Raw genomic sequence first — 16,247 nt, forward strand, 5'->3', positions numbered from 1 at the left:
GAGGGAAGGTTGCGGCTGCTCGTTGTCGAAGACGATCCGGATCTGAACCGCCAGCTGGTGAGCGCGCTGAGCGATGCCGGCTACGCCGTGGATCATGCGTTCGACGGCGAAGAAGGCCACTTCCTCGGCGACACCGAGCCGTACGATGCGGTGGTGCTCGATATCGGCCTGCCGAAGATGGACGGGTTGAGCGTGCTGGAGCAGTGGCGGCGGGATGCCCGCAACATGCCGGTGCTGATCCTCACCGCGCGGGAGCGGTGGAGCGACAAGGTGGCGGGCATGGATGCCGGCGCCGACGACTATGTCGCCAAGCCCTTCCATATGGAAGAAGTGCTGGCGCGCATCCGGGCGCTGCTGCGCCGGTCGGCGGGGCACGCCAGCAACGAGATCGAATGCGGTCCCGTGCGTCTCGACACCAAGAGCTCGCGGGTCACGGCGGACGGCCAGCCCATCAAGCTCACCAGCCACGAGTACCGCGTATTCGCCTATCTGATGCTGCACCGGGACCGGGTGGTCTCGCGGACCGAGCTCATCGAGCATCTCTACGAGCAGGATTTCGACCGGGACTCCAACACGGTCGAGGTGTTCATCGGGCGTCTGCGCAAGAAGCTGCCGGGCAATCTGATCAAGACGGTTCGCGGGCTGGGCTATCGCCTGTCGGACAGGGCTGATGAGGCGTAAATCTCTCGCCTACCGGCTGTTCGTATCGGCCGCGATCTGGACGCTGGTGGTGGTGCCGGCGGCCGCCATCCTGCTCATCTCGTTCTATCGTCAATCGGTGGAGCGGAATTTCGACGCCCGCCTCAACGCCTATCTCACAGGGCTGGTCGCCTCCAGCACGGCGGATGGCGGCACGACGCCCACCGCGCCCGCCAATCTCGGCGAGCCTCTCTTCACCATTCCCTTCTCCGGCTGGTACTGGCAGATCAAGCTGTTCAAGAAGGGGACCCCGCCTCTCTTCGTCTCCGACTCCCTCCTCGATCAACGTCTGTGGCTTCCGAGCGTGCTCGGTGCGGAGCCCGACGAGAACCTGATCTATCGCGCCTATATGAAAGGGCCGGAAGGTCAGCGGCTGCGCGTACTCGAACGCCAGATCCGTCTGGAGGGGCCGAGCCACCGGCCGTATTCCTATGCGGTTGCGGGGGATGCGGCGGAGATCGAGGACGATCTCGCCGACTTCACCACCATGTTGATCGCAGCACTCGCTTTGCTCGGCTTCGGGCTCATAGTGGCGACGTTCTTCCAGGTGCGCTTCGGGCTCCTGCCGCTGCGGGCCGTCCGGGAGGATCTTGCCGCGATCCGCTCGGGCAAGGCGGAGTATTTGGAAGGCGACGTCCCTGTCGAAATCCAACCGCTGCAGAAAGAGCTCAACGCGCTCATCGAATCCAACCGCGAGATCGTGGAGCGGGCGCGCACCCATGTCGGCAATCTGGCCCATGCGCTGAAGACCCCCTTGAGCGTCATCGGCAACGAGGCCCGCGGCAAGCGGACGGCGCTCGCCAAGAAGGTGCTGGAGCAGACCGACATCATGCGCACCCAGATCACCCATCATCTGGATAGGGCGCGCATGGTGGCGCGGACCACGGCGCTGGGCAGCGTCACCGAGGTTTCGGAAGTTGTGGAGGGGCTGAAGCGTGCGCTCGTCCGCATCTACAGCGAGAAGGGCGTCCAGATCGATATCGATTGTCCGGACGGCATCCTCTTCCAGGGAGAGCGGCAGGATTTCGAGGAGATGGCCGGCAACCTGATGGACAATGCCTGCAAGTGGTGCCGGGAGACGGTCCGGGTCAGCGTCTCGAAGGCCGAGGGCGACGAATATCTGGTGGTGACCGTCGACGATGACGGGCCTGGCCTCGACGAAGCGGAGCGGGAGCGCGCGGTGAAGCGCGGCCAGCGTCTCGACGAGACGAAGCCGGGCTCAGGCCTCGGGCTCTCCATCGTGGCCGATCTCGCACATCTCTATAAGGGAGCGCTCGCGCTGGAGCCTTCGCCGAACGGTGGATTACGCGCGAAACTGACGCTTCCGGCCGGATAACAGGCCGCAACCTGCTTATTTCCGACAAATTTTTGATCTTTAAGGGAAAGCAGCTGGTTAACGATGAATTAGCACTTCAAGACGGCGTGTTCCTGAGGGGCTGTAACGGTTGGGAAGGGGGCGATCCATGCGGATTTTGGCGCTCATTTTGGTTTTGGCGATGCCGCTGACGCTCGGCGCGTGCGCGAGCAAGCAGGATACGGGCACCTTGATCGGTGCCGCGGCCGGCGGCCTGATCGGCAATCAGTTTGGTAGCGGCGGCGGACGTGTGGCTGCGACGGCAGTCGGCGCGGTGGCCGGCGGCATCATCGGCAACACGATCGGTGCCAATATGGACGCGCGCGACCGCCAGATGGCGGCAGCAGCGGAGTACCGGGCTCTCGAATACGGCCAGCCGGGACGGCCCGTGGCCTGGGACAATCCGAATTCCAATTATCGCGGCCAGGTTGAGGCGGGGAACTACTACGATCGCGGCGGCAGCCGGTGCCGGCCGTTCACCCACACCATCTATATCGATGGACGGCCTGAGGTCTCCCGCGGCACGGCGTGCCGCCAGCCCGACGGCACTTGGCGTACGGTCGGCTAAGTCAGCCTGACCAACGATATCGGCATGCGCCGTCACCCGTCCTGCGGCTCGGCGGCGCTTGCCCTTCCTCGCGGCTTTCCCTATGGCTAGGCCTCAAATTTCGAGCTGAGGTCTAAGCTCCTCATGTTGTGGATTATTTTCCTGTGTTTGACGGCAGCGGTGCTGCTTGCCCTGTTGCGTCCGCTGTTCAGCGGCGCGGGTGAGGAGGCCGGGCGCGATGCTGCCAATGCGCAGGTCTATCGTGATCAGCTGAAAGAGATCGACAGCGATCTGGAGCGTGGGCTCATCGGCGAATCCGAGGCGAAAGCTGCGCGGCTCGAGATCGAGCGGCGGCTGTTGGCCACGGCCGAAGCGCAGCGTGAAGCGGGGGAGCCCCGGAAGGGCGCGCCCATCTTCATCGCCGTTGCCGTGGCGGTTGCCCTGCCTCTTATCGTCCTCGGATTCTATCTCAGCTACGGCTCGCCTGAGCTGCCGGACCAGCCGCTTCTCGTGCGGCTCCAGAAGCCGGTGGACGAGCGCAATGTCGGCGAGATGATCGCGCGGGTCCAAGCCAGGCTCAAAGCGAATCCCGATGACGGTCAGGGCTGGGCAGTGATCGCGCCGGTCTATGTCAGCGTCCGCCGTTTCGATCAGGCGATGGATGCCTATCGGAAGGCCATCAGTCTGTTGGGGCCGCGCCCGGATCTGCTGGCTGGCTATGGCGAGGCGATGGTGTTCGCCAATGACGGGACGGTGAACGCTCAATCCCGTGAAATTCTGGAACGTGCGGTGGCGGAGGATCCGACGCTGGTGAAGCCGCGTATCCTGCTGGCCTATAGCGAAGAGCAGGCCGGCGATTATTCCGCGGCGCTGGCCCGCTGGCGCGAGCTGGAAAAGCTCGTGAAGGACGACGAGCGCTGGGCGCCGCTGGTGGCTCAGAGGATCGCCGCGGCCCAGGCCAAGAGCGACGGCACCGCGCCGCCTCAGACATCGCCTCGGTCTCCCATGGCGCAAGGGCAGCGCGGGCCCGATGCGGGCGATATGGCGGCGGCAAGGAACATGTCGCCGGAGCAACGCAAGCAGATGGTCGAGGGTATGGTCGCCAAGCTCGCCGACCGGCTGGAGCAGAACGGCGACGATTTGGACGGTTGGCTGCAGCTCGTCCGGTCCTATGTGGTTTTGGACAAGAAGGACGAGGCGCGTACGGCGCTGGCCAAGGCCAAGGCGCAGTTCAGCGACCAACCTTCCGCATTACAGCGACTTAATTCATTGGCCAGTGAACTTGGTATAAGTTCCTGAGCGTTGAGATCGAGAAACTGGGACAAGGGTTGAACGTTCGATGACCCGCAAGCAGCGCAGGAGTGTGCTCATCGGCGGCTGCATGGCCGTACTGGCCGTCGCGGTCGGGCTGGTGCTGTTCGCGCTCAGCGATTCCATCGTCTTCTTCTATAGCCCGAGCGAAGTGATGGCGAAGGAGCTGTCGCCGGGTCAGCGCTTTCGCCTCGGCGGGCTGGTGGAGGATGGCAGCGTGGTGCGCAATCGCGGAACGACCGTGCGCTTCGTCATAACCGACAAGGCCAAGGATCTGCCGGTGACCTATACGGGCGTGCTGCCCGATCTCTTCCGCGAAGGGCAGGGCGTTGTGGCGGAAGGCATGCTCGGGGCCGACGGCGTGTTCCAGGCCGACAAGGTTCTCGCCAAGCATGACGAGAACTACATGCCGCCGGAAGTCGCGGCGAAGCTGAAGGAGCAGGGGCTCTGGGAAGGACCGGAGCAGGCGTCCCGAGAAGCAGAGCCCAGCAAGGTCAACTGATCCCATGATTGCCGAGACCGGCCATTTCGCGCTCATTCTGGCGCTGGCGATCGCCATCATTCAGATGGTGCTGCCGCTTTATGGCGCGCGCCGCAACGACCCGCAGCTCATGGCGGTGGCGGTGCCGGCCGCCCAGGCGCAATTCCTTCTGGTGGCGCTCGCCTTCATGGCGCTGATGACCGCCTATGTGACGTCTGACTTCTCCATCCTGAACGTCTACGAGAACTCCAGCTCGGCGAAGCCGCTGCTCTACAAGATCTCCGGCGTGTGGGGGAACCATGAAGGCTCCATGGTGCTGTGGGTGCTGATCCTGGCGCTGTTCGGGGCAGGTGTCGCGACCTACGGCCGAAACCTGCCGCGCAGCCTCCAGGCCAATGTGCTTTCGGTGCAGGGCGCGATCAGCGTGGCCTTCCTGCTGTTCATCGTGACCACGTCGAACCCGTTCGTGCGGCTCGATCCGGCGCCCTTCGAGGGGCAGGGATTCAATCCCGTGCTGCAGGATCCCGCGCTCGCCATCCACCCGCCCTTCCTCTACGCGGGCTATGTCGGCTTCTCCATGGCGTTCTCCTTCGCCATCGCCGCGCTGATCGACGGGCGGATCGATGCGGCCTGGGCGCGTTGGGTGCGCCCCTGGACGCTCGCGGCCTGGATGTGCCTCACCATCGGCATCGCGCTCGGCTCCTGGTGGGCCTATTACGAGCTCGGCTGGGGCGGGTTTTGGTTCTGGGATCCGGTGGAGAACGCCTCATTCATGCCCTGGCTTTCCGGCACGGCGCTGCTCCATTCGGCGCTGGTGATGGAGAAGCGCGACGCCCTCAAGATCTGGACCATCCTGCTCGCCATCATCACCTTCTCCCTGAGCCTGGTCGGCACCTTCCTGGTGCGCTCTGGCGTGCTCACCTCGGTGCATGCCTTTGCCGTCGACCCGGCCCGAGGCGTCTTCATCCTGGGCATCATGGCCGTGTTCATCGGCGGGGCGCTGGCCCTGTTTGCCTGGCGCGCGCCGCTGCTGCGCCAGGGCGGCATCTTCGCGCCTATCAGCCGGGAAGGGGCGCTGGTCTTCAACAACCTGATCCTGGTGACGGCGTGCGCCGCCGTGTTCGTCGGCACGCTCTATCCGCTGGCGTTGGAATCGGTGACCAACGAGAAAATCTCGGTCGGCCCGCCCTTCTTCAACTACACCTTCGTGCCGCTTATCCTGCCGCTCCTGATCGCCGTGCCCGTCGGGCCGTTCCTGGCGTGGAAGCGGGGCGATCTTTATGCGGTTGCCCAACGGCTGATGGTCGCGGCCATCGTCGCGCTTGCGACCGTCGTCATTGTGTTTGCCATTCAGGGCAGGGGCCCGTGGCTGGCACCGCTCGGCATTGGGCTTGGCATCTGGCTGATTGCCGGTGCCGTATCTGAGCTCGCCTTCCGCGCCAAGCTGTTCAAGGTCTCGGCCGCGGAGAGCTGGCGGCGCTTCATCAATCTGCCGCGCTCCAGCTTCGGCACTACCTTGGCTCATGCGGGCGTCGGCCTGTCGGTGATCGGCATCGTGGCGACGTCCGCGTGGCGCGTGGAAGACATCACCGCCATGAAGCCCGGAGAGGCCACGGAGATCGCCGGCTACCGGCTGGTCTTCGAAGGCGTCTCGGAACGGGCGGGCCCGAATTACGACGAGCAGCTTGCGAGCTTCCAGGTGTTCAGGGGCGACAGCGAGGTCACCGAGCTACACCCGACGAAGCGGCAATTCACCATCGAAGGCTCGGCCACCACGGAAGCGGCGATCTACAATGCCTGGGGCGGCGACCTCTACGCGGTGCTTGGCGATCCGCTGGAGGATGGCGCCTACAGCATTCGCGTCTATTTCAATCCGCTGGTGCGGCTGATCTGGATCGGCGCCGTGGTCATGTTCCTAGGGGGAGCCCTCTCCCTCTTCGACCGGCGCTTGCGGGTGGGGGCGCCGAAGCGTGCTGCCGCGCCGCAAGGAAAGCTCGCCGATGCCAAATAGGGCCGGTCTCCATCGTCATCTGCTTGCGACGCTGCTCGCGCTTCTCGTCGGCCTGACGAGTGTTGCGCCGGCCTTCGCGGTGCAGCCCGACGAGGTGCTGGACGATCCGGCGCTTGAGCAGCGGGCACGGGACATTTCGGCGAATCTGCGCTGCCTGGTCTGCCAGAATCAGTCCATCGACGATTCCAACGCCCCGCTCGCCAAGGACTTGCGGGTGCTGGTCCGCGACCAGCTCAAGGCCGGCAAGACCGACGAAGAGATCATGGATTACGTGGTGGCGCGCTATGGGGAGTTCGTGCTGCTGACGCCGGTCTGGGCACCCCACACGCTGCTGCTGTGGCTGGCCACGCCGATCCTACTGATCATCGGTCTCATCATCGTTGTGATGCTCTTCCGCAGGCGCGCCGCGGTGCCCGAGGCCAAGCCGCTTTCGGCGGCCGAAAAGCGCCGTCTGAACAAGATGCTGGACCAGACTTAAGGCGGGTCCGCACACTGCTTTTCCTGCCTCTTTACCTCTCCTTCGGGCGGCCGGTCCCGGCCTCGCCTCCTCCCTACCTTACGTAAATTTAATCCTCCCGAAACGGCGTCGTAAGCCGCGAACCTCTATATCGGCTGCCAGTAGTCTTGCTCCTCCCAACGCCAGGCTTCACTGACAGACATCTGACAAGAGGTTCACATGCAATCCAACGACACTCGCTCAACTGCGCCGGAGAGTCCGCGCAAGAGCCGGTTCTTCGGCCGCCCGGCAATGTTTGCCGTGGCGCTGATCGGCGCCGGCGCGCTCGGCTTCTCCATGGCCGACAGCGTGCCTTTCGCATCCGCTGAGCCCGTTCCGACTTCGCCACCGGTGACGTCATCGGCGCCCAACTTCTCCGATCTGGTGAAGAAGGTGAGCCCCGCGGTGGTCAGCATCAACGTGAAGGGCAACACGAACGGCGGGGAAGGCGAGTTCGATATTCCGGGCATGCCCGATATCCCGAAGGACAGCCCGTTCTATGAGTTCTTCAAGCGCTTCGGCCAGGGGCCGAAGGGCATGCCGGACCGTCACCCGATGCAGGCGCAAGGGTCCGGCTTCTTCATCTCGCCCGATGGCTATCTCGTCACAAACAACCACGTTGTCGAGGAAGCCGACGAGATCACCGTCACCATGGAAGACGGCGAGCAGTACAAGGCGGAGCTGGTGGGCAACGACCCGCGCACCGATGTCGCCCTGCTGAAGGTCGAAGGCGACGAGCTGCCTTACGTCGAGTTCTCCGACAAGGATCCGGAAGTCGGCGAGTGGGTGCTGGCGGTCGGCAATCCGTTCGGCCTCGGCGGCACGGTGACGGCGGGCATCATCTCCGCCCATAACCGCGATATCGGCTCCGGCCCGTACGACTATCTGCAGATCGACGCGGCGGTGAACCGCGGCAATTCCGGCGGTCCGTCCTTTACCCTCGACGGCAAGGTCGTCGGCATGAACACGGCGATCTTCTCGCCGTCGGGCGGCAATGTGGGCATCGCATTCGCCGTTCCAGCCGCGCTGGTGAAAGAGGTCGTCGGTCAGCTGAAGACCTCCGGCTCCGTCGATCGCGGCTGGCTCGGTGTCGTCATCCAGAACGTCACGGACGATCTTGCCGATGGCGTTGGCCTGGATGAGGCCAAGGGCGCGCTCGTCTCGAAGGTTTCCGAGGACGGTCCGGCCGCTGCGGAAGGCATTGAGGCCGGTGACGTGATCGTCGCGGTCAACGGCGAAGAGGTCGAGGATTCCCGCGATCTCGCCCGTAAGATCGCCGAGCTCGAGCCCGACACGGATGTGACCCTTTCGGTCAACCGCTATGGCGATGAGCGCGAGGTCGACGTGACCCTCGGTAAGTTCCCCTCCGGCAAGCAGCTCGCGAAGCTTCGCGGCGATGAGACGCCGGAAGAGGACAGCAACGGCGAAGAGATGAAGGACCTCGGTCTTTCGATCGCGCCGGCTGCCAGCGTGCCTGGTGCCGGTGAGGAGGGCGTCGTGATCACCGAGATCGCGCCCGACAGCGACGCCGCCGAGAAAGGTCTCTCGGTCGGCGACGTGATCCTCCAGGTCGGTGGCAAGGACGTCACCAGTGCCAAGGACATTTCGGAAGGTATCCGCGAGACCATGTCCAAGCCCAAGAACAAGGGCAAGGAGAAGGTCAACGTGATCTTCCGTGTGAAATCCGGCGATCGCATGAGCTTCGTGGCCCTGGCACTTAAGAACCAGGCCTAACGCTCGACGCCGGAGGGCGGCGCGGCCTTCCCCCACCCCCCAACCGCGCCGCCCCCCTTTCATTTGCCGCGTAGGCTCCACCGCAGCTAGCGTCGGTTCAGGAGCAGACCGGGAGATTTCCTAAGATGCGTGTTCTGGTGATCGAGGACGACCAGGAGACCGCGACGTTCCTTCAGCGGGCGCTGAAAGAATCCGGCCACATGGCCGAGCACGCCGCGGACGGCCAGACCGGCCTGGAGCTCGCCAAGGCCAACGCCTACGACATCCTCATCGTCGACCGCATGCTGCCCAAATGTGATGGGCTCACCGTGATCGGAATGCTGAGGGCCGACGACGTGCATACACCGGCGCTGATCCTGAGCGCGCTGGACGGCGTGGACGAGCGGGTCAAAGGCTTACGCGCCGGCGGCGACGACTATCTCACCAAGCCCTACGCATTCTCGGAGCTTCTCGCCCGCATCGAAGTGTTGGCCAGGCGGACCTCACCAGACGAGGCGAGCACCAAGCTCCAGGTGGGCGATCTTACCCTGGACCGTCTCACCCACAAGGTGGCCCGCGCCGGCGAACCGATCCTCCTCCAGCCGCGGGAGTTCCGGCTGCTGGAATATCTCATGAAGCATGCGGGCCAGGTGGTGACCCGCACCATGCTCCTGGAGAATGTCTGGGATTATCACTTCGATCCGCAGACCAATGTGATCGACGTCCACATCTCGCGGCTGCGTTCCAAAATCGACAAGAGCTTCGACAAGCCCCTCCTGCACACCGTCCGCGGCGCCGGCTATACGATCCGTGACAGCGCCCAGTAAACTTTTCCGGACGACCGCCTTCCGCCTCTCGCTGCTTTATCTGGCGGTGTTCGGCCTCGCTGCGTCTCTGGCCATCGGCTACATCTACTGGAACATCAATATCCTGCTCTCCCGCCAGCTGGATGAGAGCATTCAGACGGAGCTGAGCGGGCTGGCGGCGCAGTATCGCTCGGGCGGTTTGCGGCAGCTCGTGCGCACCATCGCCAAGCGCAGCGAGACCCCGGGCAACAGCCTCTACTACGTCGCCGACAGGCAGGGGCATCGGATCGCCGGCAATCTCGGCTCCATCTCGCCGGACCTCCTGAAAGAGACAGGACCGGTGGAGTTCGCCTACCAGCGGCCTGCCCAAGGAGGCATGGAGCGGCGGCTCGCCTTCGCCAATGTGTTTCACCTTACCGGCGGCACGCAGCTCCTGGTCGGGCGCGATATCGAGGATCGGCGGGTGCTCTCTCGGGTCACGCGCTCGGCGATGCTGTGGGGGCTCGGGCTAATGGCGCTGATCGGCATCGGCGGCGGTCTGCTGGTCAGCCGCAATCTGCTCGCCCGCATCGATGCCATCACCGACACCAGCCGGAGCATCATGGCCGGCGATCTGTCGGGGCGCATCCCGCGCAATCGCTCCGGCGACGAGCTCGACCGGCTGTCGGAAAGCCTCAACCAGATGCTGGCGCGCATCGAGCAGCTCATGGCGGGTCTGCGCGAGGTTTCCGACAATATCGCTCACGATCTGAAGACCCCGCTGACCCGGCTGCGCAATCGGGTGGAGCGGGCGCTGCACGATCCGCAAAACGATCTCGGCTACCGGGAGACGCTGGAGAAGACGATCGAAGAAGCGGACGACCTCATCAAGACCTTCAATGCGCTGCTTTCCATCGCGCGGATGGAGGCGGGTGCAGGCACCGGACGCTGGGAGAGTCTGGACGCCGCGGCCCTGATCGCCGATGTGGCAGAGTTGTATGAGCCAGTGGCAGAAGAGCGTGGCCTCGTGCTAAGGGCGGATGCGGAAGATCCGCTGCCGATCCTTGGGGACCGTCAGCTTCTGGGTCAGGCGCTTGCCAATCTGGTCGACAACGCCATCAAGCATGGCCGGCCCGACGAGGCGAACGGCGGATCGGACCAGGCGCCCGATATCCTGATCGAGGCTCATCGGACAGGCGGCGGGCAGAAGATGAATTCGAACGGCGCAGCCCATAGCGCCGGAGGAAAAGGAATGGAGATGGCCGAGATCGTCGTGAGCGACCGCGGGCCTGGTATCCCGGAAGCGGACCGCGAGCGCGTGCTGGAGCGGTTTGTCCGGCTTGAGGCTAGCCGGTCTGCGCCCGGCAGCGGGCTGGGCCTGAGCCTGGTCGCGGCGGTGGCGCGCCTGCATGGCGGGGATCTCAAGCTTGGCGATAACGGTCCGGGTCTGAAGGCTGTGCTGACGCTGCCCATGGACGGCGCGGTCGAGGCTCCTGGGATCACGGGCGGCTCGTGAACGGTTCTGCGGAAGTGAGCGCGTTCGCCGACCGGATTACCCGCACGCCGATCGTCATCGACGAGGCGCGGGCGGCCGATCAGATCGAGACCCTGGAAAAGGCGCTGGACGGCGACCAAGAGCTCGCCTCGGCAGCGAAGCTACTTGCGGAGAACGACACTGTCCGCAAGCTCGCCGCTGGCGCGTTCTCCGGCTCCCCTTATCTCGCGGGTCTGGCACGGCGCGATCCGAAGACCTTTGCCGAGATCGTGACCTCCGATCCGGACGATGCCTTCTCCGAATTCTCCACCCGGCTCGTGACCGAGATCGGCGACTGCGCCGACATGAAATCGGCGATGCATGCCTTGCGCTGCTACAAGCGCGCCACGTCGCTGCTGATCGGCTTGGGTGATCTCGGCGGCGTCTGGCGGACCCGTGACGTCTTGCGCAAGCTCAGCATGGTGGCCGACGAGGTGGTGCAGCAGGCGGTGCGCTTCCTGTTCCGCCGGGCCATCGAGAAGGGCGAGGTGGATGCGCCCATGCCCGGCGCCGGCTATTTCGTCATCGCCATGGGCAAGCTCGGCTCGTTCGAGCTCAACTACTCCAGCGACATCGATCTCATCGTTTTCTACGACAAGGCCCGGTCCGGGCTGACGGAAGGTGTCGAGCCGTCCAAGTTCTTCGTGAAGATCACCCGCGATCTCGTGAAGCTGCTCCAGGAATACACGGAAGACGGCTATGTCTTCCGCACGGATCTGCGGCTCCGCCCCGATCCCGGCGCCACCCAGATCGCGCTCTCGGCCGAAGCAGCGCTGAACTATTACGAAAGCCTGGGGCAAAACTGGGAGCGCGCGGCGCTGATCAAGGCCCGCATCGTGGCCGGCGATTTCGAGGCAGGCGCCGACTTCCTGCGCCAGATCTCGCCTTTCGTCTGGCGGCGCTATCTCGACTATGCGGCGATCGCCGATATCCGCGCCATGAAGCGGAAGGTGCATGCCCATAAGGGGCACGGCACGGTCGCCGTGCTGGGCCACAACGTGAAGCTCGGCCGCGGCGGCATCCGGGATATCGAGTTCTTCGTCCAGACCCATCAGCTCATCGCTGGCGGCCGCAACCCGGACCTTCGCAGCCGGGGCACCATCGACACGTTGAAGCATCTCGCCGATGGGGAATGGATCCGGCCCGAGGTCGCGGCCGATCTCACCGAGGTCTACTACTTCCTGCGGCGCGTGGAGAACGTGCTGCAGATGATCGACGATCAGCAGACCCATGAGCTGCCGAAGGACGAAGGGGCCTTCCGCAACGTCGCGGCCCTTTGCGGCTTCGACGATCCGGATGTCTTCGCCGCGGCGCTTCTGGAGAATTTCAAGCGCGTCGAATACCACTATGAAGCCCTGTTCGAGACCATGCCGGGTACGGGCGGCGAGGAGCCGGCCTTCGTGTTCCGAGGTGACGAAGACGATCCGGACACCCTCGCCACGCTGGAGGAATACGGCTTCAAGAATCCGCGCGAGGCGGTGGCCGTGCTGCGGGCCTGGCATTCGGGCCGCTACGTCGCGACGCGCAGCAGCCAGGCTCAGGAGCGGATGACCGAGTTCCTGCCGTTGCTGCTCCGCACCCTGGGACGTACTGCCGAGCCGGATCGGGCTCTCGCGACCTTCGATCAGGTCCTCTCGGATCTGCCGGCGGGCCTGCAGCTGTTCTCGGCTTTCTCGCGCAACCCAAGTCTCTTGCGGTTGATGGCGGATATTCTCGGCACGGCGCCGCGTCTGGCGCGGATCATCGCGCGCCGGCCGCGCCTGCTCGATGCGGTGCTCGATCCCGGCTTCTTCGGCGCCATGCCGACCAAGACGATCTTCAAGGAGCTGATCGAGAACGCGCTTGGCCAGTCAACCGATTACGCCGACATGCTCGACCGGGCGCGGATCGTCGGCCGGGAGCAGGCCTTCCTAATCGGCGTGCGGGTTCTGTCCGGCACCATCACGGCGGCCCAGGCCGGCAGCATCTACGCCGCGCTGGCGGAGGCGCTGATCGAGTCTCTCCTGAAGCGGGTGGAGGACGAGCTTGCCGAGCGATACGGCCGGATCCCGAGCGGACGCGCCGATGTGCTCGCCATGGGCAAGCTCGGCGGAAGCGAGATGACCGCCTCGTCGGATCTCGATCTCATCGTGGTCTACGATTTCGAAAGCGATGCGGGCGGCTCCGACGGGGCGAAGAGTCTCTCGGGCAGCGAGTATTATACCCGGCTGACCCAGCGTCTGATCGCGGCCCTCTCAGCGCCCACCGCGGAAGGCGCGCTCTACGAGGTCGACATGCGGCTCCGGCCGTCGGGCCATCAGGGGCCGGTGGCGACCAAGCTCTCCAGCTTCAAGGATTATCAGCACAGCTCGGCCTGGACCTGGGAGCGCATGGCGCTCACCCGCGCTCGCGTGGTGGCGGGTCCTGAGTCTCTCGCACGCGAGATCGATGAGGCCATCGAGAACGTGCTGAAAAGCTCCAAGGACCGAGCTGCCGTGGCGGAAGACGTCCGCACCATGCGCGAGAAGATTGAAGCGCAGAAGGGCACCGAGGATATCTGGGACATCAAGCAGGTGCGCGGCGGGCTGGTCGATCTGGAGTTCATCACCCAGTTCCTGCAGCTGGTCAGCGCGGACGAACATCCGCAAGTGTTGGATCAGACGACCGAGCGGGCGCTGCAGAACTTGCAGGAGGCGGGCGTGCTCTCCGCTGCGGATGCCGAGATCCTGATCCCCGCTTGCCGACTCTATCACAACCTCACCCAGGTGCTCCGGCTTTGCGTCGATGAGGGCTTCCGTCCCGACGAGGCGCCGCAAGCCCTGAAAGAGCTGATCGCGCGGGCTGCCGAGTTGGGCGATTTCAGAAATGTCGAGGTGCAGCTGCGGGGGACGCTGGCCGAAGTCCATCGCGCCTTCGACCGGCTGGTGGTCTGAAGGCTGCCGACGGCGCTGGTCAGGCTGAGGCGTTCTGCCGACTGTCGGGTTTTTCGAGTGGAAGGCTCGGCTGCTGGCTGCGCAAGGGCAGGGTGAAAATCACCTGAGTACCTTCGCCGGCGCGGCTCTTGATCTCCAGATTGCCGCCATGCAGCTCCACGAGAGCCCGGGAGATGGCGAGGCCGAGCCCGCTTCCTTGATGGCTCTTGGAGAGCTGGTTCTCGACCTGCTCGAAGGGGCGGCCGAGCTTCGAGATATCTTCTTCGGCGATCCCGATGCCAGTGTCCTGAATGGTGATGCGGGCTTCGCCGCGATGCTGGGCCAGGCGCACATCGACAAGCCCGCCCTCGCGGCTGAACTTCACCGCATTGGAAAGCAGGTTGAGGAAGACCTGCTTCACGGCGCGGCGGTCGGCCTTGATGAAGAAGGTCTCCGGCCCGTGGCGGTTCAGGGTAAGCCCGCGGGCCTCGGCTGCCTTGGAGACCACCTTCATGCTCTCGCCGACGAGATCCACCAGGTCGACACGTTCCGTCTCCAGGACGAGCCGGCCGGCCTCAATCTTCGACATGTCGAGAATGTCGTTGATCACATCCAGGAGGAAGCTGCCGCTCTCAAAAATGTCCTGGGCGTACTCATGATATTTGGCGTGGCCGAGGGGGCCGAACAGCTCGCTCTGCATGACCTCCGAAAAACCAATCACCGCATTCAGCGGCGTGCGCAGCTCGTGGCTGATATTGGCGAGGAACTCCGACTTGGCCCGGTTGGCGGCTTCGGCGCGGTTCTTCTCAAGCGCATATTTCTCCGCGAGATCGACTAGGCGCTGCTTCTGCTGCTCCAGCTCTCGGCGGGACAGATGCAGCTCGGCGACGCTGGAGCGTAAGCGCGATTCCTTGTCGGCGAGTAGCTGCTCATTTCGCTTCAGCTGAGTGATGTCGGTGCCGATGCTGACATAGCCGCCGTCGCGGGTGCGGCCTTCGTTGATATGCAGCCAGCGTCCGTCTTCGAGCTGGGCTTCGTAGGTGCGGCTGCCGTTCTGCTGGCGGTCCACGGTGATGCGCTTGCGGACCACGGGCTCGCAGGCGGCGCCGATGACGGTCTCGTAGGGCGTGCCCTTGTTCAGGACATCGTCGGGCAGGCCATGGAACTGCTTGTACTTGCTGTTGCACATGACGAGGCGGTTCCGGTCGTCCCACAGGACAAAGGCCTCGGAGATGGTCTCGATTGCGTCGCGCAGGCGGGCATTGGCTTCGGCCGCCTCTTTCACGGCGCTTTCCTTGCTCCGCATGGCGAAGGCGGTGAGCTGGGCGTCCCCGGTGTCGCGGTCTTCGGTGAGATGGCCGCGAAGGGCGACCTCGACCCAGCTGCCGTCGCGATGACGCAGGCGAAGAGTCTCGTCGATGGCGGTCTCGCCGTTCTCCATCAGGGCGCCGATCCGCTGATGGAAGTTGTCGCCAGGGTGCACCGCGTGGGCGAAGACCTGGGCGGGCAGGGGATGGGAAGACGGTTTCAGGCCGAGCATCTCGTACATTGCGGGCGACCAATGCACGTCGCCGCTTTCGAGGTTCCAGCGCCACAGGCCGCAGCCCGGCAGTCGCGCGCCGAGTTCCTCGACGAGAACGTCCGGCTCTTCCTCAGCGGCCGCGCGGCGGGGCAGAAGAAGCGCGCCGCTGAGAAGCAGTAGCAGCAGCCCGCCGCAAAGCAGGATGGTGATCTCGACATTCCGGTTCGCGGACCAAGGGGCAAGTGCTGTTTCGATGGGCTGAAAGGCCAGGAGCTGGGCTTTGGGCCGAGCGAGATTGCGGATCGTGGCGATGGCTTCAGTGCCGTCCGTCAGGGTGAGCTCCATGACGCCGGCGGTTGCGCCGAAGGTCGTGATGGGCTGGCCAGATCCGATATAGGAGAGAATGTCTTCCGGACCGCCCGGCTCCAGCGGCGCCTCGCCGCGAATCTTCCCGGTCTCATCGGCGAGCACCACGTGGCGGTCATTCAGGGTCGCGCCGGTCTGCAGCGCGCTCGCCAGAGAGGCCTGCCAGGCATCGTCCGTCTTGGGCGTCTCGCCCTTTAGGTTCTCCGCGGTCAGATCGGCATAGAGCTGGAGCGTTTGCTTTGCGGATTGGAGCGCGGCTTCGCGGCCGTCACCCATTTGGAAGGCCGCGCCGATGCCGGCGAGAATGACGAAAATGGCGGTGAGATAGGGGGCGCTTCTGCGAAGAAATTCGGCAGAGAGAAGTTGACGCGGAAGAGCATCGCGGATCGCTTTGAGTAGCGGCTCCGCGAGCGCGTACGCATCCTCACGCGCGGATCGCGCCCGCGACATTCGGTCCCCCAATCTTCTCTTTCCACAATGGAAACGGAGAAGTGCCGCATCTCCGAATCACCTTTCTATTGAAGGTATTCGACTGGA

Annotated in this window: 12 protein-coding genes; 11 read left to right on the plus strand and 1 reads right to left on the minus strand. The window is 64.6% G+C overall.

From position 1 onward, the window contains the following. Positions 1–9: 9 nt before the first annotated feature. The 11 genes from ACFQ2F_RS06675 (at position 10) to ACFQ2F_RS06725 (ending at position 13,843) form a co-directional block, all read left to right on the plus strand. Positions 10–681: a response regulator transcription factor gene (locus ACFQ2F_RS06675; RefSeq protein ID WP_379087543.1), complete on the plus strand. Its 672-nt coding sequence runs from the start codon at positions 10–12 to the stop codon at positions 679–681. Continuing rightward, entirely contained in the window at positions 671–2,035 is a 1,365-nt protein-coding gene (locus ACFQ2F_RS06680) for an ATP-binding protein (protein ID WP_379087546.1), read from the plus strand. Before ACFQ2F_RS06675 ends, ACFQ2F_RS06680 begins: the two co-directional genes overlap by 11 nt. 127 nt (positions 2,036–2,162) lie before the next feature. Further along, positions 2,163–2,621, plus strand: coding sequence for an RT0821/Lpp0805 family surface protein (locus ACFQ2F_RS06685; protein WP_379087549.1), 459 nt, complete (start codon positions 2,163–2,165; stop codon positions 2,619–2,621). Between the two features lie 123 nt (positions 2,622–2,744). Continuing rightward, complete coding sequence (gene ccmI / locus ACFQ2F_RS06690; protein WP_379087552.1) at positions 2,745–3,899, plus strand: c-type cytochrome biogenesis protein CcmI; 1,155 nt, start codon at positions 2,745–2,747, stop codon at positions 3,897–3,899. 40 nt (positions 3,900–3,939) lie between these two features. After that, positions 3,940–4,413 (plus strand): cytochrome c maturation protein CcmE, encoded by a 474-nt coding sequence (ccmE, locus tag ACFQ2F_RS06695; protein ID WP_379087555.1) that lies wholly within the window; start codon positions 3,940–3,942, stop codon positions 4,411–4,413. A gap of 4 nt (positions 4,414–4,417) precedes the next feature. Continuing rightward, positions 4,418–6,403 carry a heme lyase CcmF/NrfE family subunit gene (locus ACFQ2F_RS06700; RefSeq protein ID WP_379087558.1) on the plus strand — a complete coding sequence of 662 codons (1,986 nt, stop codon included), beginning with the start codon at positions 4,418–4,420 and terminating at the stop codon, positions 6,401–6,403. A 19-nt stretch (positions 6,404–6,422) separates the two neighbouring features. Continuing rightward, positions 6,423–6,881, plus strand: a complete 459-nt coding sequence (locus ACFQ2F_RS06705; protein WP_379090622.1) for a cytochrome c-type biogenesis protein — start codon at positions 6,423–6,425, stop codon at positions 6,879–6,881. Positions 6,882–7,079: 198 nt separating this feature from the next. Further along, a complete protein-coding gene (locus ACFQ2F_RS06710; RefSeq protein ID WP_379087561.1) occupies positions 7,080–8,633 on the plus strand; it encodes a Do family serine endopeptidase in 1,554 nt (517 codons plus the stop codon). Between the two features lie 125 nt (positions 8,634–8,758). After that, the gene (locus ACFQ2F_RS06715; protein ID WP_379087564.1) at positions 8,759–9,439 is read left to right on the plus strand and encodes a response regulator transcription factor; all 681 of its coding nucleotides are present in this window, start codon (positions 8,759–8,761) and stop codon (positions 9,437–9,439) included. Further along, the gene (locus tag ACFQ2F_RS06720; protein WP_379087567.1) at positions 9,423–10,913 is read left to right on the plus strand and encodes a sensor histidine kinase; all 1,491 of its coding nucleotides are present in this window, start codon (positions 9,423–9,425) and stop codon (positions 10,911–10,913) included. The genes ACFQ2F_RS06715 and ACFQ2F_RS06720 overlap by 17 nt, the downstream gene beginning before the upstream one ends. Next, positions 10,910–13,843, plus strand: a complete 2,934-nt coding sequence (locus ACFQ2F_RS06725; protein ID WP_379087570.1) for a bifunctional [glutamine synthetase] adenylyltransferase/[glutamine synthetase]-adenylyl-L-tyrosine phosphorylase — start codon at positions 10,910–10,912, stop codon at positions 13,841–13,843. The genes ACFQ2F_RS06720 and ACFQ2F_RS06725 overlap by 4 nt, the downstream gene beginning before the upstream one ends. Before the next feature lie 19 nt (positions 13,844–13,862). Here the strand turns inward: ACFQ2F_RS06725 and ACFQ2F_RS06730 are convergent, their stop codons facing one another. After that, on the minus strand, positions 13,863–16,160 hold the full coding sequence (locus tag ACFQ2F_RS06730; protein WP_379087573.1) for a sensor histidine kinase: 2,298 nt from the start codon (positions 16,158–16,160) through the stop codon (positions 13,863–13,865). Positions 16,161–16,247 lie beyond the last annotated feature (87 nt).

It is taken from the genome of Methyloligella solikamskensis (assembly GCF_042676065.1).
In the GTDB taxonomy this organism is placed as follows: domain Bacteria; phylum Pseudomonadota; class Alphaproteobacteria; order Rhizobiales; family Methyloligellaceae; genus Methyloligella; species Methyloligella solikamskensis.